The sequence below is a fragment of the Yersinia sp. 2545 StPb PI genome, assembly GCF_052217125.1.
Lineage (GTDB): Bacteria > Pseudomonadota > Gammaproteobacteria > Enterobacterales > Enterobacteriaceae > Yersinia > Yersinia enterocolitica_E.
Genome location: NZ_JAZGPY010000002.1, coordinates 89562 through 109266, shown reverse-complemented (window position 1 = coordinate 109266; position 19705 = coordinate 89562). Strand labels below are relative to the sequence as shown.

Here is a 19705-nt window from a genome sequence, read left to right as displayed (position 1 = left end):
GTATTAATTCCATCTTTTAAAAAAAATAGAATTACAACAACTCTAAAAAAGAAGATTTTTCCTAAAAAGTAATGGACTATCTCCTATTCTTAAATTAACTATTGACTGCTAAATTAAGTTTTTTGGTAATGCCTCCAATTAGGGTTCTGTCGCATTAAGGCGTGGTCAGGTAACATGCTGTTTTTTTTTACGATGTTGCCTGCCCATGTCTCTGATCCGAAATGCCTTTAAACGCCTGCATTATCCCGTCGATGTTATCGCGCAATGTGTTCGTTTGTATCTGGCTTACGCCCTGAGCCTGCGTAATCTCGAGGGGATGATGGCAAAACGGGATATTACCGTTGACCATTCCACGCTTCACCGCTGGGTCATCCGTCGGGTACCCTTGCTGGATAAGGCATTTCGCCGGCATAAACGCTCAGTAGGTCGTCGGTGGCGCATGGATGAAACCTACATAAAAATCAAAGGTCAGTGGAAATATTTGTACCGGGCGGTCGATACTGCAGGCCATACCATCGACTTCCTGCTGACGGCCAAACGGGACGCTGCAGCCGCATTGCGCTTCTTTCGCAAGGCCATTAGTCATCACGGCGAACCTGAGATAAAAGTGGTGCCAACACCGCAGCTTTAGCCACGCTCAACGGTAAAAAACCTGATGAGGAAGCGATTACCGTCAGGCAGAGTAAATACCTGAACAACCTGATAGAGCAGGACCATCGGAATATCAAACGACTGGTGCTGGGATTTAAATCATTTCGGCGTGCGCAGACGCTGTTAGCAGGCATCGAGTTGTTACAGATGATACGTAAAGGGCAACTTCAGCATCCCGCCGAAGAACATTTATCACCAGCAGAACAATTTTATTGGCTGCCTAAAAAAAAGGCAACGCCACTTTTGCTGACTTGCCTATGTTAATGCGACAGAACCATTCAAAATCATTGGCACTTTCATTGAACGCGAGTATTACGTTTGAATCGGGGCTTTGTTGAATAATTCGGATTTAGATAAAAGCGCCTCTCGTCACTGACTTCCTCAGGCAATCCGCACACTTTCTGGCATCCCTGCACGCGTCATTTTGTTTAAGGCACGGATCATGGCCATAGTTTCTCCAACCTGCGCATCGTAATCCCTCAACGTAAGATGCCCACCAAACAGCTGTTTTACGCGGTACATCGCCGTTTCGGCCACTGAACGCCGGTTATAAGCCGTGTGCCATTTCCAGTACGCATTGCTCCCAGTAAGCCGTTGCCTCGCCACCGCCTGATTTCTGTCGGCATACTCCACCGGCCAGTAGCCGGCGCGCGTTCGCGGCGGGATAAGCGCCTTAATTTTCTTGCGCCGCAACTCGTCGTGGCACCGCTTTGTGTCATAAGCCCCGTCGGCACAGGCAGCCCTGATTTTCCTGTGCGTCTGACGGATAAGCCCCGGGAATGCCTCTGCATCAGTCACGTTGTTTAGGGACAGGTCAGCGCAGATAATCTCATGCGTATCAGCATCCACCGCCAGGTGCAGTTTCCGCCAGACGCGGCGCTTTTCCTGGCCGTGTTTTTTCACCTTCCACTCACCCTCACCGAAGACTTTTAAGCCGGTGGAATCGATAACCAGATGGGCAATTTCACCGCGTGTTGGGTTTTTGAAAGGGATGCTGACGGATTTAGCCCGCCTGCTGACGCAGGAATAATCCGGGCAACGGAGCGGGAGCTTCATTAGGGTAAAGATGGAGTCAATGAATCCCTGCGCAGCGCGAAGTGTGAGGCGAAAAACGCGTTTGAGCATCAGAACGGTTGAAATGGCCAGCTCAGAATAACGTTGCGGACGACCGCGTAAAGACGTGTTGGGCTCGTCATACCAGGCCTGAATGGCCGACTCATCAAGCCAGAATGTCAGTGAGCCCCGATTGACAAGCGCCTTGTTGTAGGTGGCCCAGTTGGTGATTTTGAACTTTTGTTTTGCCACGTGATATCGCTGCAGGATCAGGAGTGTGGTGATCTGATCCTAACTACGGCCAAAAGTTCGATTTATTCAACAACGCCGGTTTGTACAGACATTGATGGCATGGTTGCTGATATGTGTTACATCCAATTATCGTTGTTGGGTATCCCTGCCCAGGTTATTACCGGTAATACACTCACACTGACAGTGAATAGAACTTTCCATACACCTTTTTGGTATCTGGGAGGGTGGGAAGAGAAGTTAAAACACGCTGAAGCCGTTGAGCGGATGATGACGATATTCTCCCGCCTACAAGCCGCTTAATACTTTAAATACAAAGTGATATATAGAAGTCATATATCACTTTGTATTTAGAGTAATTGATAACGGTAACTTTATATTTTACATTGTGTAACTTTTAGTGATACAATGCATGTACGGAATGGAATGACGGAACAGACAATGATTAAGTCTTTTCGGGATAAATACCTAGAACTGTTCTACATGGAAAGTAAACGAGATCGCGCGATACCGGCAACAATAGAGCGCCAGTTAGCGAAGAAGCTTGATATGTTGGCCGCCGCACATAATGAGCGAGATTTGTTTATTCCAACCAGTAATTACTACAAGCGTCTCTCAGGGCAGTTTGATGGCTGGTCAAGTATGAGAGTCAATATTCAATGGCGGTTAATGTTTCAATGGAAAGACGGATATGCTGAAAGCATCTACCTCGATCCTCATCAAGACACCTAGCAGGGGGATTTATGCTTGATACCACTACTCGCGAACCTACTACGGTAGGCGAAATTTTGCAGGAAGAATTTTTAACCCCATTAGCCATTGGGCAGGAAGAACTGGCCGATATTATGGGCGTGACTCGCGCAACGGTTAACCGTTTGTGCAAAGGCCGTCGTCGTCTGACTGTAGAAGAAGCGACGCTGTTTTCTGAGTTGTTTGAGACGACGCCCGAATTTTGGTTGAACCTCCAAGCCGCTCATGACCGTTGGGAAGCGCGAGAAGCGCTTCAAAAACATAAGCGACCCCCAATGCGTCCTATCATGGAAATGTTGGGGCGGCGTATCTCCCACGCCTGATCCTGCCAAATAGAAACCGCCCGTATGAAGTGAACCCCATATATTGGACACTTTGCTTTAACTGGCGGATGGCATGGCCTGAGTTCGATATTGTACCGGACTCAGGTCGTTCAGTTTCCCTTTGATTCGCTCGTTGTTGTAGTAGTGGATGTATTCTTCCACTGCATCTCTCAGATGTTCCGTGTTTTCATACTCTTCGTGATACCAGCATTCTGTCTTTAACAGACCAAAAAAATTTTCTATCACAGCGTTATCCAGGCAGTTCCCTTTACGCGACATGCTTTGCTTTATGTCTTTTGCTTGCAACGCTTCCTGATACTGTAGTGGTCAACTAAAATTGGCAACGGTAGTAGACTGTTCATAGAACAGCCGTTCGGATTCATTGGGCGTTAAGCCTCCGTTGTACCAGTGCGGGCGAAGTTCGCTGTAGTAACCCGTTATATATCGGGTGATGCCATTTCTGCCCTCCCCCAAGCTCTGGTAACCTGTCGTCGGTACCCATTCGGATTTCAGACTTCTGAAGAATCGCTCCATCGGCGCGTTGTCCCAACAGTTTCCACGCCAGTTTAGGCTCTGTTTTATCCGGTAACGCCACAGCAACTGACGGTATTTTTTACTGCTGTAATGACTGCCCTGATCGCTGTGGAACATCACTCCGCCTGGGCGCCCCCTGAGTTCCCATGCCATCTGTAACGCTTTACCCGTTAGCGCTGAGTCAGGTGAAAATGACATCGCCCAGCCTATGGGCTTGCGGGCAAACAGATCTAACACCACAGCCAGATAAGCCCAGCGCTTACCTGTCCAGATATAGGTCACATCGCCACACCAAACCTCATTCGGTTGGGTTACTGCAAACTGCCGCTCCAATAGATTCGATATATCAACATGCTCCCGCCCACCCCGTTTATATTTGTGTGTGGGACGCTGGCAACTTGTCATGTTCAGCTCTGCCATCAATTTTCCGGCAAGCCAACGCCCCAGTTTTACGCCCTTATTCGTCACCATTATGGCGATATTTCGGGCACCGGCTGACCCGCCGCTGGCCTGCCAGACTTCGCTAACCAGGCAATTGTGCGCTCGACATCTGGGACGCGTTCTCTGTTATGCCAGTAGCGATAGCTGCTACGCTGAACATCAAAAGCCTTACACAGTGCTTTTACCGAATAAAGCGCGCTCAATTTATCGACTATCGCAAACTGTTCAACGAGTCCGACATCAAGAGAGCGGTGGCCTTTTTTAGAATTTCGTTCTCCATTTCAAGACGTTGAATCTTTTTCTTCATTTCCCGAAGTTCTATTTGTTCAGGCGTCAGTGGAAGCCCAGCGGGGGTTTTAACCTGACATTCCAATCTGAGCTTACCCACCCATCGGCTAAGGGCGAAAGACTGACATTCATGGCTTTAGCGCCTCCGAATGAGAGTATTTCTGGTCAACAACCAGCTTTGCTGCTTCGAGTTTAAATTCAGCCGTAAAATATTTGGTCATGGATCACCTGTAAAGTTATTGAGGCAAGAATAACACCTCTAGTCAGGTGGCCAAATTCACTATGCCACTACACTTCACAATATACCATCTCAAACTGTTATTGATTGGACTTGATGAAACATGCGCTTTTTGCATTCTAACGAGGTGAATTAAATGATGCCGGACACTATAAATACTCATCTCACAGCATTCCGCAATATCTCGGGTTTTTGGCCACTGCTCCTGGGGAGGAAGTATATCATTATCACTGTCACACATCCCCAGTAAGGCAATCAGCACACGATCAGTCAATGGGGTGTTCATACCGTCTCCTTTTCGATTTTTATTCATGCCCCTGCCAAATTCTTGGCCACACTCAAATTTAAGTGTTCCACCTAGACAGATCCCTTCTTTGTCACGCTAAGCTCAGCAACACATAAGGGGTTATAAGCCTTCCTGGCTGAGCTTATTCTGTATCTGTAGGCCAGCGACTCGTCAAAAACGACGATGATAACGCGTGTTTTCATACAACGTGCCAACGTCGCGTCCGTTGGAAATTAATCATGCAAAAACGCCCTGCTAAGCCCGTATTCAAGCCAATACGTTTCGTACTAAGCATCCCCTGTGATGACTGACATGCGCATTTCAAGGTCACTTATCATGACTGAAGTTCAATATAACAATGATGTGACTCAAACCACATTTTGTGGTGCGGAAATAATGCAGTAGATACGAAACAAGGCATTTCCTTTCTTGTCATTCAATACTGCCCGCCTACGCATATTTTTATGTAACCGTGCGGCTAACTAACGATATTTTTTTCTTCTGTTTTGAATAATAAACATCCAGATTGTTAACACCATATTTAACGCATATACTGCGTCGGTGAGCACTGACAGTCTTATAGTTGAGCGACAAAATGTCCGATATCTGGCTGTTGTTTAAGCCTGAACGAATGTGACCTAATACTTCCTGCTCTCTTCGGGTCAGGACTGATTTGCGCAACTCCCCCCCATCAATATTAATAATATCCCCCGAATTACCATTGACACGCACTGAATTAATCGTTTCTCGGATATTGACAAGACTGCTACTCCAACAAAGGGCAGCGTTATACAGATGGGGGAAATGGCACATGTCAGTATATTCATCACAGAACAAAATAATATTGATCGAGTGTTTTGATTTTACTGTATTGAGTAAAAACCTCGTATCAGCATGGTCTAACTCCGTAATATCTAACAGTAACAACTTTGTTTTTTTACCTATTGCCTTCATGAGGGCACTTATAGAAGGACAAACTCTACCCCCTTTACTTTTGGGTGGAGGTGCGGATTTAAATTGTTCAGACAAAATAATTTCAAAAGAAAATGAAATTAGCCAAGACCGGCTGAATATCACATAACTCACACATTAACTCCTTTTCATTACCTATAAATAAAAAATAATCATGTTGTTACCGACCGAATTTAATGTCTGTATTCATAGCACATTATCGTCCACTACTGGCAGGTCTGAAATAAAAAGCCCTATATCATAGGGCTTTCATTAGTACTACTGGAAATAAAACAGCCAAATAAACCTGAGCGGATCAGAGCTCGATAGCGGTGAATAAAATATTTACGGTGTAAGTGTCTGCTACCACCGTTTGTGCCATAGAGGTAATAAAGAAATCCCCGGTGCCATTACTCATATCGACATCTACCCCCGAATTTATGGGCGAAGGGGGGAAGCCACTATAAGTGTTATCAGCTAGCATGATTCGTATCGTGTTAGCTGGATTTTTCCCAGGAATAACTCGAGCAGAATTAATGCCCATATATATTGTTCCGTTCAACCATTCCGCATTCACTGCACTTTGGTTTGCGGCACTTAAAAGACTCGCGTCGACCGCCCCCGAAGCCAGCACAGCACCATTAGCAAGCTGGCCCGCGCTTAACCCCCCCGTCGGCGTTAATGTTGCTGTCAAAACTCCGGGCGCAGCGAACACTAAGTCTGCCGACACTTGCTGGCTTGCCCCCGGCACCGTCAATAAATCCCCAGTCGCTGCTGTACTGTACTGTGACACCAGTGTTAACGCAGCAACCGCCGCCAGGGTAAACTTTTTCATATTCTTCATTTAAAACTCCATGTATTGTAATTAACTCTCTTAACATCAGTGCAATTCGTGATAATTAATATCACGCATTAACACACCTCAATTCCGCACCCATTGTCTAAGTGCAGTAATATATTTTCCCGGCATCTGCTGAGCTCGCCGACAATCTGAATAAATAAAACCTCTCCTGACTCATTCCTCACAGGGTGGCCAGTGAATAATAAAAAAGGTCACGCCTCTATCAGCGAGTGAATTTAATCTTCTACCTTATATTTTTTAATTCCGGCGCACTCATTACTGAGATATATTCAATATGCTCGGTCATGGCAGCATCATATTAACCGGTAACATCAACCCCATTAATATCGGGTTGCATAAAAAATTATAATTGAGCCTAGTTTATTAACGGCAGCATGTTATTTTCAACTCATGTTTTTATTATTTGCGTCGAGATACAGACGAACACATTGTATAAAACGAGTTAATTCATGCACTAATTATATTTATGTCTGACTCACGGTATCTTCTCACGGGATATCCCCAGATACTTTTCAGATAATGCACTCTGCTGCGTGCCCATATTTTCTTTTATTCAGGCCGCACCAGTATGTTTAATTCAACACGCTTACGGCTGCAATCCGACACCCCGCAACGTCAGCGTGTAACGGTCGGCGAGCACCGTCTGGTCACCGTCAATCACCAGGTCAAATCCCGTACTGCGCTCGCCGGTCTGTATCTTTATGCCCTTACCACCGTCGCTGTCCGCGACCCAACCCTCTTGCTCTATCCGCACCCGCAACTGATTATTGCCATGACTCTGTCCCGTCAGCACGTAGCTGTTCGGCTGACCACCGGTCGGGGCGGTGTCACTCCATACCTGAAATCCCGCATGCTCACCGTCATACACAATCTGTCCTTGCCCGATACGGCTATTGTCTAAAACCCTGCCGGCAACCTGTACACTGTCCATTCGCAGAGTCAGCTGTACCGTATCAGCCGCCTGCGCCAGTGAAAGTCCGGCCCACAGCACCACCATCACACATCCCCGCCATGATGCATATTTTATTGCCATCATTGCCTCTTTCATTTGACGTGGTACCCCGTAAAAAATTCGACTCAATGGCATACACCGCTCATTTCAAATATACCGGCAGGCCCGATGTCTTTGGGCAGGCGATAACTCACACGGCACTGCTGCTGTTGACCCAGGCCCCATTTCACCACCAGTTCACCCTCAGCTGACAATCCCGTCAAAAACACCGTCCCTTTATCATCCACCACGCCCGCAGCCCCTAGGTTTTTGGCGTCCTCCAGGGTCACCATGGCACCAAATGGCAGTGTGCTACCATCTGGGCGAGTCAGCACCATCAAGGCTCTCCCCCCAATACGGGTCGCGAATGTTGCCGGAATAACGGCTCCTTTTGTCGGGACCACCCGAACATCCGTCTGGGTGATATCTGCCTCCGACGACAAACGGGATGGGTCCAGACTGACGTTGTTTTCCTGATACGCCCTCAGGTAAGACTGCGTGGTATAGCCCCGAAAATCAGTTTTCACCCCCGGCCATCCGCCAACCGGAATACCCGACGCCCCAGGGGCCTCCACCAGTGCCACGGTGTCACTTAATGGCTGACCGAGTGTCACACCGTTCCGGTGCACCACCACACCGCCTGCTACATTCGCGCCCATTTGCCGGATATTTGGGCTGTAACTGTAATTGCCCCCGACCTGTCCATAACCGCCGTACCAGGTCAGTTGCATTGCACTGTTATTACGGTCACCGCTGTTGGCATCCGGGCGATAACGCTGATTAACATTCCAGTTCAGTTGTCGGTCTAAAGCCTGACCACTGAGCCCCAGTTGCTGTGTGTCCCCACCGGATGACGGTGACACCAGTTGGTAGTTGCCTCGCACTGTGCCCCCAAGCGGAACGCTCACCATCACACTGGTAATACGGTCGTTTTGTTGTTGGCCTGAATAAATAATTCGTTTGTTCTGCGTCCAGTTGAGTGACAAGGACGTTCCCCCCAAGCCGACGCCATAACTGGCACCGAAGGAATCATCATGCCCGCCCCTGTTCCAGTAACTCTCGCGGGTTCCGTTCAGAGTGATATAGCCCCAGCCGCCAAACGACTGGCTCAACGTTACCGTGTTACGGGTTTTACGAAGCTTTATATCGCTGTCACTCCACCCATCCCGGTACGTATCCAGCACTTCAGACAACGTGTGGTACCCAGATGAGGTATAGTAGGTATTTGACACACTCACGCTGGTATTCGTGGCTTCTGCGACCTTGCTGTAACGGGTTCGCCAGGCACCACCACGCTCACGCTCCAACTTGTTACGCTCACCCTGCATATGTGTTCCATCGACAGAAATCGCCCCCCACTCCCCCATCGACACCCCCAACCCCAAAGAAGCGGACTGGTAGTGGTTAGCGCCCTGAGCTCCACCGTAAGCGGTCAGACCCCAGGGAAGACCGTACATCACTGTCGCCTGCCCGATTGCCGCCTCTTCTATCGAGGTGTCTGCTGAACGGTATTGCCCCGCCATCGTGCTGTATTTCACATACCCTTCCCGCAAAGCAATGGAGGGGGTCTGATAGGCCACCGTAAAAATCTGTGGGCTACCGTCCGTTTCCCAGACAGTTACCTCCAGATTTCCGCCCGAACTCCCCGTCGACAGGTCTGTGAGCGCAAATGGCCCAGGAGCCACCGTCGCATTATAGAGAGTAAATCCATTCTGCTTCACTTCAACACGGGCCTGTGTGCGGGCTATTCCGCGAACGACCGGCCCAAAGTCACGCTCATGATAAGGCACCATTTCATCATCTGACCCGAGCATGGCTCCCCGAAAGGGAACGGTGTCAAAAATATCGGAGGGGGTATAACGCTCCCCTAGTGTCAGGCGACTCTTCAGGGGATATAACCCCCGCTCAGCATAAGTGTACGGGGTCTGCCACTTTCCCGACTGGTCCCCCGACTTCTGCCAGGTCGTTGAATTACGCAGGCGCCACGCCCCCAGATTCATGCCCGGCTCCAGTTGGACAAACTGCGAGTCCGTATGATTGTTACTGTTACCCAGATACTCTGTCCGGTTGGTATTGGCTCGGTAATTCATCAGTGCGGCAGTCACACCGTCATCCCATAACTCGACAGGAGCAATGCCGCGCATCTTTGGGCGTATAGCCACATGAGGTACGCTCAGTAACAGTTGCTGGTTATGAAACTGAAAATCTGCACTGGCCTGGGAAATGGCAGACAAATCAGCGCAATCATCACCGTCACGTGACAGACCGGGATAATCGTTAACCCTGATACCGTAACGGGATAAGGCCACCACTGCCAGACAGGGGTTAAGCACTGGTTCACCCTGCGCATTGTTCTCCTGCGCGAATGTCACTTCTCGCGAGTCAACACGCTCACCGTTCAGTAGTATGTCAACTATATAAGTTCCGGGTAACTGCCCACCCTGGTTAAATAACTCGATGTCAACGCTGCTCGCATCGCCCCCCAACATTGCAGAGTCGAAGGTATATGTCCGTGCCGCAGCGCCGTCTGAAATACAGACCAATCCTGCCATCAAATATGTGGTCATAATATTTTTTTTCATTGTGCTTATTGTTGGAGACTTACCCTTCATTACAATAAAAATCATGACAACGTACTGCTAAAAATACGGCTTTCACCGCCAAGGTCAGTAATGACCTGCCACTGTACCTGCCCGCCCCCCCCTTTAGGCAGTGTAAACTGTCGTGAAGAGAAAGGCGGTACGTGAGTGATGTTTTCAACGGCCTTGTCTCCCACCCTGACAGATTTCAGGTTCATGTAGAACGGCGTCGGATTATTGACATCGAGCTGTTCACCTTTTCGGGTCCAGGTCAGCGTGGAAGCGGTATTAGAGGGCTGGCCCAATCCTGAGGGACGAACGAACAACTTGATGCAACTTTGCACACTAAGCTGGATATTTAAATTCACGGATTTTTGGGGAAGAGCCGGTTTTCCATCCTGTCCTTCAGCCCACGCTTCATCACCTTTAGGAGGAACCCCCGTCACACACAGCCAGTACAAACTCTCACGGTCACTGGCCAGCTGACCGCCAGCTTTGACCACCCGAAGGCGACTCTGCTGCTGTCCTTCCAGCCGAAACAACGGAGGCGTGACCATAAAAGGAGCTGATGCGACCCTGTCTTCCGCCAACACAGCGGAGCGAACCAGTATGGGATAGGCCTGCGGATTGCTGACCACCAATGTGGCACCCGCTGATGTGGGGTCATAAATCACCCGTGTAGCCCCTAACTTGAGGGTAAAGGGTTGAGTCGTGCTCTCCACCGGAACCGGAGGTTGTACAGCGAATGATTGGGCCGTACACCCCAGAAACAGTAATAGACCTGAAAGAATGGGTCTTTTTGTTGTTGTTTTTTTATTCTCTTTCATGCCATATAGATGAATAAACATTACGCTTACCTTTCTTCCTGGGTATTTTTTAAGGCGTTGACATTATAAATGGCAACTTAACTCATTATTTAATGACACAACCCAATAGGGTTAATTGAAAAAAATAATGGAATTGGTTTCATTACATTAAGACTAAGGCAATCCCCAGCAGGCCTAAAATAATAAATGAAGTGCCGAGAGCCAAATTCATTTCATTCTTCTTATGAGTTAACTTGCTTATCTTATTAATCGCCATAAAACACTCCAACCTACGAAAATATTTCTTAGAAAACGCAGAATTTAAATTTAGATTTTACTCGAACTCAAACGCCGAAGAAACTATACATTACAGCCTTTTATCCTGTCAACCAAACAAAATGCAGATCTAAATACCAACACAAACAGTATTCGTAGAATTAAACACCATAAAACAGTCTTTATATAGACCGATAGATCGTGAAATTACTGATATATAGATATACGCACTAAGCATCATGATTATTTTAGATGATAGGACCATTATTGTTTTTTTATAAATAAGGTTTAAGGTTCTGTGTCGCATTAGCGTAGGCAAGTCAGCAAAAGTAGCGATGCCGTTTTTTTAGGCAGCCAACCAATAAAATTGTTCTGCTGGTGATAAATGTTCTTCGACGGGATGCTGAAGTTGCCCTTTTCGTATCATGTGGCTCAGTTCGATGCCAGCCAGGAGCGTCTGCGCACGCCGAAATGATTTAAATCCCAGCATCAGCCGTATGCGTCGTTTGATATTCCGATGGTCCTGCTCTATCAGGTTGTTCAGGTATTTACTCTGCCTGACGGTAATCGCTTCCTCATCAGGTTTTTCAGCGTTGAGCGTGGCTAAAGCTGCGGTGTTGGCGCCACTTTTATCAAGGTTCACTGTCTCAGGTTCATCGTGGTGTCGAGTGGCTTTGCGAAAGAAGAGTAATACCGTTGCAGCATCCCGTTTGGCGGTCAGCAGGAAGTCGAGGGTCTGGCCTGACGAATCAACAGCCCGGTAGAGATATTTCCACTGACCTTTGACTTTGATGTCAGTTTTGTCCATGCGCTACCGACGACCTACTGAGCGTTTATGCCGGCGAAACGCCTTATCCAGCAAGGGCACCCGGCGGATGACCCAACGGTGCAGCGTGGAGTGGTCAACGATAATACCGCGCTCTGCCATCATCTCTTCCAAATTGCGCAGGCTGAGGGCGTAAGCCAGATACCAGCGAACACATTGCGCGTTGATATCAGTGGGATAATGCAGGCTTTTAAAGGCATTTCGGATCAGAGACATGGGCAGGCAACATCGTAAAAAAACAGCATGTTACCTGACCACGCCTTAATGCGACAGAACCCTCTAATGATACCAATTTAGCCATCCATGCACCAACGCCATACTTAATGAGAAGTAAGTAAGGCTGCTGTGAGGTTAATATACTAAAAAAGACCAATAAATAATCATATTCCTACAATAACGTAGGATTTTTATTTTTAACTTGTAGGTTTAATTACATAAATAACATGATTATTCCCATTTTCGCATGGGAAGGAATCATTTGATTCTTTAAATTAAAAAAACAATAAGCTGCTAAAATTATCCAAATCAATATTAACGGTTAATTTTTTTATATAACCGATCTAAAAAACCTGGATTTAGATTGATATCATAATAATAAACTTAAATTCAATTCCATCCACAGGCCATTGATCTGCAGTATTTGCGTTTACTAGAGGAATCGAACGTGTATACTTCAATCAATAGCAAGAGAGTACAGCGACAAGGACATTTCAAGTTTCTAAAATGCTTTATATACAGTACGGGCAATGTGAATATTAGAAACCCGCTTTACTCCTACTATTAAAAATATTTAAAGTATCGTTTTGCTACAAAGTACACACCTTGAGTTTCTACATTTATTAGATTGATAAAAGTACTCATCAACTGGTCTTATTTTCCAGCAGCGATAAATATATAATTAATTCTTGTGGGCAACCTCAATCGAATTAATACACAACAGTACCGAGTTATTTAACTGGCTCTGTCGCATTAGCGCAGTTCAGTCAGCAAAAGTGGCGTTGCCGGCTGTTTAGGCAGCCAGCAGATAGAATTGTTCCGCAGGTGACAATCCCTCACTTTGCGAATGTTGATATTGCCCTTTTAGTATCATGTGGCTCAGTTCGGTGCCGGTCATGAGCGTCTGTGCCCGTCGAAACGATTTGAATCCCAGCATCAGCCGTATGCGTCGTTTGATATTCCGATGGTCCTGCTCTATCAGGTTGTTCAGGTATTTACTCTGCCTGACGGTAATCGCTTCCTCATCAGGCTCGCCGTGATGACGAATGGCCTTGCGAAAGAAGCGCAATGCCGCTGCAGCGTCCCGTTTGGCCGTCAGCAGGAAGTCGATGGTCTGGCCTGCAGTATCGACTGCGCGGTACAGGTATTTCCACTGACCTTTGACTTTGATGTAGGTTTCGTCCATGCGCCACCGACGACCTACTGAGCGTTTATGCCGGTGAAACGCCTTATCCAGCAAGGGCACCCGACGGATGACACAACGGTGCAGCGTGGAGTGGTCAACGATAATACCGAGCTCTGCCATCATCTCCTCGAGATTACGCAGGCTGAGGGCGTAAGCCAGATACCAGCGAACACACTGAGCGATAACATCAGTGGGGTAATGCAGGCTTTTAAAGGCTTTTCTGATTAGAGCCATGGGTAGGCAACATCGTAAAAAAACAGCATGTTACCTGACGCCGCCTTAATGCGACAGAACCCTGCTGGCTGCCTAAATAACCGGCAGCGCCACTTTTGCTAACTTCTCTACGCTAATGCGACAGAGCCGCTTTTACTCACCTTGAAAAGGTAATCAATAAATATGTTAAACAATATCCAGAAAACCGTTTGTGCCCTGGCCGTACTGGCCACCACCTCTCTGCCGGCTTTTGCAGAAAGCGTTGATGTTCGTGTGATCGGTACCATCACCCCGACCGCCTGTACCCCGGTACTGACTGGTGGCGGTACCATCGATTATGGCGCCATCCATCCTAATACGTTGGCTAAAGATGCCTACACCACGCTGGCTGAGAAACAACTGGATTTCACTATCAACTGTGATGCACCGGCCAAAGTAGCTGTTCAAGTAATTAATTACCGTGTGGGAACACTGCCTGATGCCGCCGCTGATACAGCCAACGGCGGGCAGCCTGTCACTTCTGTGACTATTTTTGGTACAAACAGTAATTATGTTGCAGGTCTCGGATTGCATGACAACAATAAAATTGGCGGCTACGGCATGCGCTTTGTGCCAGGTACTTACACCGCTGACTCTGCCCCTGTAGTGTCTATCTACAGACCTTCACCTACCTCTGCATGGGTGGTTACTTCCACTGGCAGCATTTTCAGCACGGCCACACGGGGCGCTAGTTGGGCCGCCCCTGGGACAACCACCCCAATCGCTTTTACCACACTGACCGGTAAACTGGGTGTGCAGGCTTATATCAACAAAGCCTCTGAGCTCGACCTGACCAAACCCATCGCGCTGGATGGTTTGACCACCATCGAAATTGTTTATCTGTAATCGTCACGCCGTGCCAGGCATTGTGCCTGGCACTATTGAAAAATAAAGGGGTTCTGTCGCATTAAGGCGGCGTCAGGTAACATGCTGTTTTTTTACGATGTTGCCTACCCATGGCTCTAATCAGAAAAGCCTTTAAAAGCCTGCATTACCCCACTGATGTTATCGCTCAGTGTGTTCGCTGGTATCTGGCTTACGCCCTCAGCCTGCGTAATCTCGAGGAGATGATGGCAGAGCTCGGTATTATCGTTGACCACTCCACGCTGCACCGTTGTGTCATCCGTCGGGTGCCCTTGCTGGATAAGGCGTTTCACCGGCATAAACGCTCAGTAGGTCGTCGGTGGCGCATGGACGAAACCTACATCAAAGTCAAAGGTCAGTGGAAATACCTGTACCGCGCAGTCGATACTGCAGGCCAGACCATCGACTTCCTGCTGACGGCCAAACGGGACGCTGCAGCGGCATTGCGCTTCTTTCGCAAGGCCATTCGTCATCACGGCGAGCCTGATGAGGAAGCGATTACCGTCAGGCAGAGTAAATACCTGAACAACCTGATAGAGCAGGACCATCGGAATATCAAACGACGCATACGGCTGATGCTGGGATTCAAATCGTTTCGACGGGCACAGACGCTCATGACCGGCACCGAACTGAGCCACATGATACTAAAAGGGCAATATCAACATTCGCAAAGTGAGGGATTGTCACCTGCGGAACAATTCTATCTGCTGGCTGCCTAAACAGCCGGCAACGCCACTTTTGCTGACTGAACTGCGCTAATGCGACAGAGCCTTACGTTTGATGTGGTATCAACCCATTGAATACATGACCATTTATTTCAACATCCCCTGCGCAATCGAAAGGAAAAAACCATGACACTCTCTTCCCTGCTGAAAACCGGTGCAGCGGCCCTGCTGCTGTCCTCCACCTATAGCCAGGCCACCGGCATGGTGCCGGAAACATCTGTCGTGATTGTCGAACAGGATGATGGCGAAGGTGCTATCAACGTCAAGAATACGGATGCCTCCCCGGTGCTGCTGCTCACAACCCTCGAAAACATCAAGGACGACGATGAAACCCTGCTGACTGTCACGCCGCCAGCGGCGCGCGTTGAACCGGGCAAAACCCAGCGGGTGCGCTTTATCATGACCAGCAAGACGCCGCTGAAAACGGAACGCCTGAAACGCGTCATCTTTGAAGGCGTACCGCCGCAGAAAAAAGGCACAAGCGAGGTGCACATGACCGTGCGCCAGAACCTGCCGGTGATTATTCGTCCGGCGGGCCTGGAGAAAGACCTTGCCCCGTGGAAACACCTGACCTGGAAGTTGAGTGGCAACAGTATCACCGTCAGCAACCCGTCACCGTACGTGGTTCGCCTGGGGCAGGGCGTACAAACCCTGCCGGACAACACGTCATGGACCCTGCCGAACAGCTACATATTGCCGGGCCAGACGATGACTGTCACCCCAAACGACAATAAAAAGGCCGGTGCCGCGCAACAGGTGCGGATTTCTCCGGCCACGACCTGGGGCTATACCGTCAATACCTATGACGCAGCTCTTACTCACTGATAAGCGACACCAATGAGATATAAGTATCACTTCACCAGACTACAGTTGACCTTGCTGGGCAGTCTCGCCATCTCAGCCCCCTTGCTGGCCGCTGACCCCACTGACCGTCAGGAGGGGACCGAGTTCGATGCGCAGATGATGAAGACCCGGGGTATCGACCCCAAACTGGCCGAATGGTTTCGTCAGGCACCGCGTTTTATGCCCGGCGAGTCGACGGTGGAACTGACCGTCAACGGCAGCGCGCGTGGCAAGGCCACCCTGCGTTTTGACAGTGAGGGTAAGCTGTGTGCCAATAAGCGTTTTCAGGACAACGCTGGCCTGGTGTCACTGCCCGGTTTTAACGAGGATATCCCCTGTTTTGATCTGAAAACCGCCTGGCCGCAAACCGAATTGAACTTTGACCCAGGAGAGGGGCGCGTGGATGTCGTGGTACCGCCGCAGGCTGTAGCGGGCCCTGGGACAGAGAGTGGCAACTGGAGCCACGGTGGTTTCGCCGGTATGCTCAACTACGACGCACAATATCTGGATTCTGCCGGCAGTGCGGCCGGCGTCAGCTTTATGCAACTCGGTACCGAGGCCGGATTCAACGTCAGCGACTGGATTGTCCGCAGTCGCCAGACGTTTTCACGTTTTAACGGTGAAGACCAGTTACGCCATCAGAATGCTTATGCCCAGCGTTCGTTTATCGGCATCAAAAAGGTACTGCAGGCTGGCCAAATCAGCCTGTCCAACTCCATGTTCGGGACCGGCCAGGTGCTGGGGTTTCAGATGTTCCCGGAAATGGCACTGCAGGGTAACCGCGGCGGGGCCGGTTTGGTGGAAGGGATTGCCGACAACCAGTCCGTGGTCGAGGTACGGCAGTCCGGGGTACTGGTTTACAGCACCACCGTGCCAGCCGGCCCTTTTCGTCTTCAGGGGTTTTCGCTGCTTAATACTCGCTCAGACCTGGTCGTGACTGTCACCGGCGGTGAGGGGGCGACGCGCCAGTTCACCGTACCGGCGTCCGCCTTGTTATTGAACGGAACCACAGTGGCGCCTGGGGTGTCTTTCGGTGTGGGAAAAATTGACCAGAAAGGCAGTAGTGAAGCCCCTCTGGTTGGCACGATTGCCAATGGGTGGACGTTGGTCCCACAAGCGACATTAAATGCCGGATTGTTGGGTTCTACGCCTTATCGTGCGGGCGCTATCGGGCTGGACAGTCAATTGTTTGATGCCACCCTGCTGTCATTGCAAACCACCGTGGCCCAGGACAACAAGCACGGGAGTCAGGGTGTCTCGCTATCGGCCTCGTTGAACCACAGTCTGACTGAACGCATCGGGGTCAACGTCAATGCATCGCAGAAAACCGCTGGTTACCGGGAGTTGAGCGATGCTTTGCAGGCAGATGACCAGAACACCACAGGGAGCAGCCGTAACCAGATTGGCGGAGGGGTCAACTGGTCAGAGAAAAACCTGGGCAGTTTGTCTGTTGCTTGGGCTCGTAGCACCACCTTTGACGGTTACCACACCGACTACCTGCGCGGGGGCTGGAGCAAACAGTTCGGCCAAGTCTACTTGGGTGCTAGCTTGGAGCGCAGCAGTGGGAGCCGTACCACCGATGCAGAGAGCCGCGCCTTCCTGACCGTCAATATTCCATTTGACAATAGCCGCAGCGTCAGCAGCTACTTCAACAGCAGCGGCAGCAGCAACCGCGCAGGGGTGCGCTACAGCAACCGCTCCAGCCAGGACCGTGGGTGGAGCCTGTCCAGCGACCGTGATTTTCGTAACCAACGAACGTCTAGTACGGGCAGCGCAGACTGGGTGACCCCCATCAGCCAGCTCAACGGCAGCCTCAGCCGGAATTCTGACAATAACACCACCTGGTCAGCACGCGCCACAGGTGCCGTGGTGGCACATGACCATGGCGTGACGTTGTCGCCTTACCGTGTGGGTGACACCTTTGGTATCGCCAAGGTAGGTGAAGAGGGGGGGGTACGCCTGGAAACGCCTGTCGGTCCTGCCTGGACCGACAGGCGCGGCTACGCGGTGCTGCCGTCGCTCAGTGGTTACAAACGTTCTGCCATTCAGTTGGATACCCGCAGTCTGGAGAAAAATATCGATATTGGCAACGCTTGGCAGGAAACCGAGGCGGCGCGGGGTTCGGTGAGTTACGTCAATTTTGATGTTGTGCGTAGCCGTCGGGTCTTGGCTGAAGTGAGAGATGTGCAGGGTAATCCTTTACCCCTCGGGGCCAGTGTGTTCAACAGTGAGGGTAACTTCGTGACCGTTGTGGGTAACAAAGGGCAGCTGTTTATTCCTGATGCGGCCAACAACATGAAGCTGGATGTACAAACCTCGGGCCAGACGCTGTGCAGTATCGTGCTTAGCCTGCCTGAAAAAGCCGTGCGGGGCGAACTGTTTGAGACCGCTAATGCGCAATGCCGATAACCGGCGTAACTCTGGAGCTGCCATGAAAAGAACCTATTTTATTGCCCTGATGCTGGGCTGGGGGCTCAGCTCGCTTGCCGGGGCTGAGCCTGCGTTAACGGAGGCTCAGCCCCCTTCTCTGCTGGTGGATACCCGTTGCAGTCTGTCTCTCGGCGGCGGAGTGATTGACTACGGTAACCAGTCTCGCGGGCAACTGCAGGCCGCCTCTCCAGGTGGCAATACGCTAACCCCTGGCAAGCGAACACTGACGTTGAGTGTGGTGTGTCCTTACACGCAGCCCCTGCGGTTGGCGCTGCGCGGCGACCGTTCGGGTAATGGAGAGTTGCGTTATGGCGAGCGAGGCAGCGTGGTGGTGCGTCTGTTTGATATGCAGCGGGATGGAGAAAGCGTGCAGATAATGCCGGTCACCCCGGATGGCGGTGTGACTGGGTCTGCGTCGGAGTCACAGCGGTTGCAACCTGGGCAGGCGGTGGGAGCCACTCTTAACAGACAGCTTGTCAAGGGAAAAGTCTTCAGTGTCCGTGTGGAGATAGAACCTATTATGACAAACGAAGAGGCCAGAGTCGGGGTGAGCACGACAAAAGAGTCTCTTCTGACGCTGGAGCTGATTAATTAGGCTCTGTTGCATTAGCGTAGAGAAGTTAGCAAAAGTGGCGCTGCCGGTTATTTAGGCAGCCAACAGATAAAATTGTTCCACAGGTGACAATCCCTCATTTTGCGGATGTTGATATTGTCCTTTACGTTGTTGGAAAAGGCGGGCTACGTTCTCATAAAAAACAGCATGTTACCGGACAACGCCTTAATGCGACAAAATCGCCCCTGTTAAATGGGAAATTTCTCACTGAATAGAGGCTGTATTCCTATATCAAGTTAATAATTATCGCCATATAATGCTGTCTTATATAACAATATCATTGTTGAGCGTTTATAGAAACATCGTGAGCCATACTTATCCCGTAGCCAATCAATAGAATTACTCAGTTAAGGACGACCGCCAAAGGTATTGTTTCTAATAAGATGTCCCCTAACATCGACTTGTCCGGTATTAGCTATTTAGGACTTTTTTACTATAATTTTATTGCGGCCCTTTTTGATGGTTTTTGTAT

General features: G+C 49.6%; 15 protein-coding genes and 5 pseudogenes. 9 read left to right on the top strand and 11 right to left on the bottom strand.

The features are described 5' to 3' along the window. The first annotated feature begins 205 nt into the window (after positions 1-205). Positions 206-915 (top strand): annotated as a pseudogene (locus tag V1955_RS22790) (IS6 family transposase). A 117-nt stretch (positions 916-1032) separates the two neighbouring features. On the opposite strand, the gene V1955_RS22785 reads toward V1955_RS22790, so the two are convergent. Beyond that, positions 1033-1956 carry an IS5 family transposase gene (locus V1955_RS22785; protein WP_226717630.1) on the bottom strand — a complete coding sequence of 308 codons (924 nt, stop codon included), beginning with the start codon at positions 1954-1956 and terminating at the stop codon, positions 1033-1035. A 111-nt stretch (positions 1957-2067) separates the two neighbouring features. Here V1955_RS22785 and V1955_RS22780 point away from each other — a divergent pair, with 111 nt between their 5' ends. From V1955_RS22780 to V1955_RS22770, 3 genes are all read left to right on the top strand, one after another. Next, positions 2068-2256: a hypothetical protein gene (locus tag V1955_RS22780; RefSeq protein WP_442821519.1), complete on the top strand. Its 189-nt coding sequence runs from the start codon at positions 2068-2070 to the stop codon at positions 2254-2256. A gap of 105 nt (positions 2257-2361) precedes the next feature. Next, a complete protein-coding gene (locus V1955_RS22775) occupies positions 2362-2685 on the top strand; it encodes a type II toxin-antitoxin system RelE/ParE family toxin (protein ID WP_442821518.1) in 324 nt (107 codons plus the stop codon). A gap of 11 nt (positions 2686-2696) precedes the next feature. After that, complete coding sequence (locus tag V1955_RS22770; protein ID WP_049615233.1) at positions 2697-3026, top strand: HigA family addiction module antitoxin; 330 nt, start codon at positions 2697-2699, stop codon at positions 3024-3026. A gap of 57 nt (positions 3027-3083) precedes the next feature. Here the strand turns inward: V1955_RS22770 and V1955_RS22765 are convergent. From V1955_RS22765 to V1955_RS22725, 9 genes and pseudogenes are all read right to left on the bottom strand, one after another. After that, positions 3084-3344, bottom strand: a pseudogene (locus V1955_RS22765) (transposase); the annotation flags it as partial. Positions 3345-3353: 9 nt separating this feature from the next. Further along, positions 3354-4510, bottom strand: a pseudogene (locus tag V1955_RS22760) (IS3 family transposase). A gap of 765 nt (positions 4511-5275) precedes the next feature. Further along, a complete protein-coding gene (locus V1955_RS22755; protein ID WP_442821517.1) occupies positions 5276-5899 on the bottom strand; it encodes a response regulator transcription factor in 624 nt (207 codons plus the stop codon). 181 nt (positions 5900-6080) lie between these two features. Next, positions 6081-6608 (bottom strand): hypothetical protein, encoded by a 528-nt coding sequence (locus V1955_RS22750; RefSeq protein WP_442821516.1) that lies wholly within the window; start codon positions 6606-6608, stop codon positions 6081-6083. Between the two features lie 604 nt (positions 6609-7212). Next, a complete protein-coding gene (gene afaD, locus V1955_RS22745) occupies positions 7213-7713 on the bottom strand; it encodes an AfaD family invasin (RefSeq protein WP_442821515.1) in 501 nt (166 codons plus the stop codon). Further along, positions 7704-10184 (bottom strand): fimbrial biogenesis outer membrane usher protein, encoded by a 2481-nt coding sequence (locus V1955_RS22740; RefSeq protein WP_442821514.1) that lies wholly within the window; start codon positions 10182-10184, stop codon positions 7704-7706. The genes afaD and V1955_RS22740 overlap by 10 nt, the downstream gene beginning before the upstream one ends. A 56-nt stretch (positions 10185-10240) precedes the next feature. Further along, on the bottom strand, positions 10241-11044 hold the full coding sequence (locus V1955_RS22735) for a fimbria/pilus periplasmic chaperone (RefSeq protein WP_442821513.1): 804 nt from the start codon (positions 11042-11044) through the stop codon (positions 10241-10243). Between the two features lie 580 nt (positions 11045-11624). Further along, positions 11625-12320: pseudogene (locus V1955_RS22730) on the bottom strand (IS6 family transposase). Between the two features lie 793 nt (positions 12321-13113). Continuing rightward, positions 13114-13740, bottom strand: a complete 627-nt coding sequence (locus V1955_RS22725) for an IS6 family transposase (RefSeq protein WP_442821511.1) — start codon at positions 13738-13740, stop codon at positions 13114-13116. A gap of 162 nt (positions 13741-13902) precedes the next feature. Here V1955_RS22725 and V1955_RS22720 point away from each other — a divergent pair, with 162 nt between their 5' ends. The 5 genes from V1955_RS22720 to V1955_RS22700 all read left to right on the top strand — a co-directional run bounded on the left by V1955_RS22720 (position 13903) and on the right by V1955_RS22700 (position 19215). After that, a complete protein-coding gene (locus V1955_RS22720) occupies positions 13903-14604 on the top strand; it encodes a DUF1120 domain-containing protein (RefSeq protein WP_442821512.1) in 702 nt (233 codons plus the stop codon). 110 nt (positions 14605-14714) lie between these two features. After that, on the top strand, positions 14715-15341 hold the full coding sequence (locus V1955_RS22715; RefSeq protein ID WP_442821511.1) for an IS6 family transposase: 627 nt from the start codon (positions 14715-14717) through the stop codon (positions 15339-15341). Between the two features lie 132 nt (positions 15342-15473). Continuing rightward, entirely contained in the window at positions 15474-16172 is a 699-nt protein-coding gene (locus tag V1955_RS22710) for a fimbria/pilus chaperone family protein (protein ID WP_442821510.1), read from the top strand. A 12-nt stretch (positions 16173-16184) separates the two neighbouring features. Beyond that, complete coding sequence (locus V1955_RS22705) at positions 16185-18599, top strand: fimbria/pilus outer membrane usher protein (protein ID WP_442821509.1); 2415 nt, start codon at positions 16185-16187, stop codon at positions 18597-18599. A 22-nt stretch (positions 18600-18621) separates the two neighbouring features. Continuing rightward, positions 18622-19215 carry a hypothetical protein gene (locus V1955_RS22700; RefSeq protein ID WP_442821508.1) on the top strand — a complete coding sequence of 198 codons (594 nt, stop codon included), beginning with the start codon at positions 18622-18624 and terminating at the stop codon, positions 19213-19215. 51 nt (positions 19216-19266) lie between these two features. Here the strand turns inward: V1955_RS22700 and V1955_RS22695 are convergent. Continuing rightward, positions 19267-19341 (bottom strand): annotated as a pseudogene (locus V1955_RS22695) (IS6 family transposase); the annotation flags it as partial. Between the last annotated feature and the right edge of the window lie 364 nt (positions 19342-19705).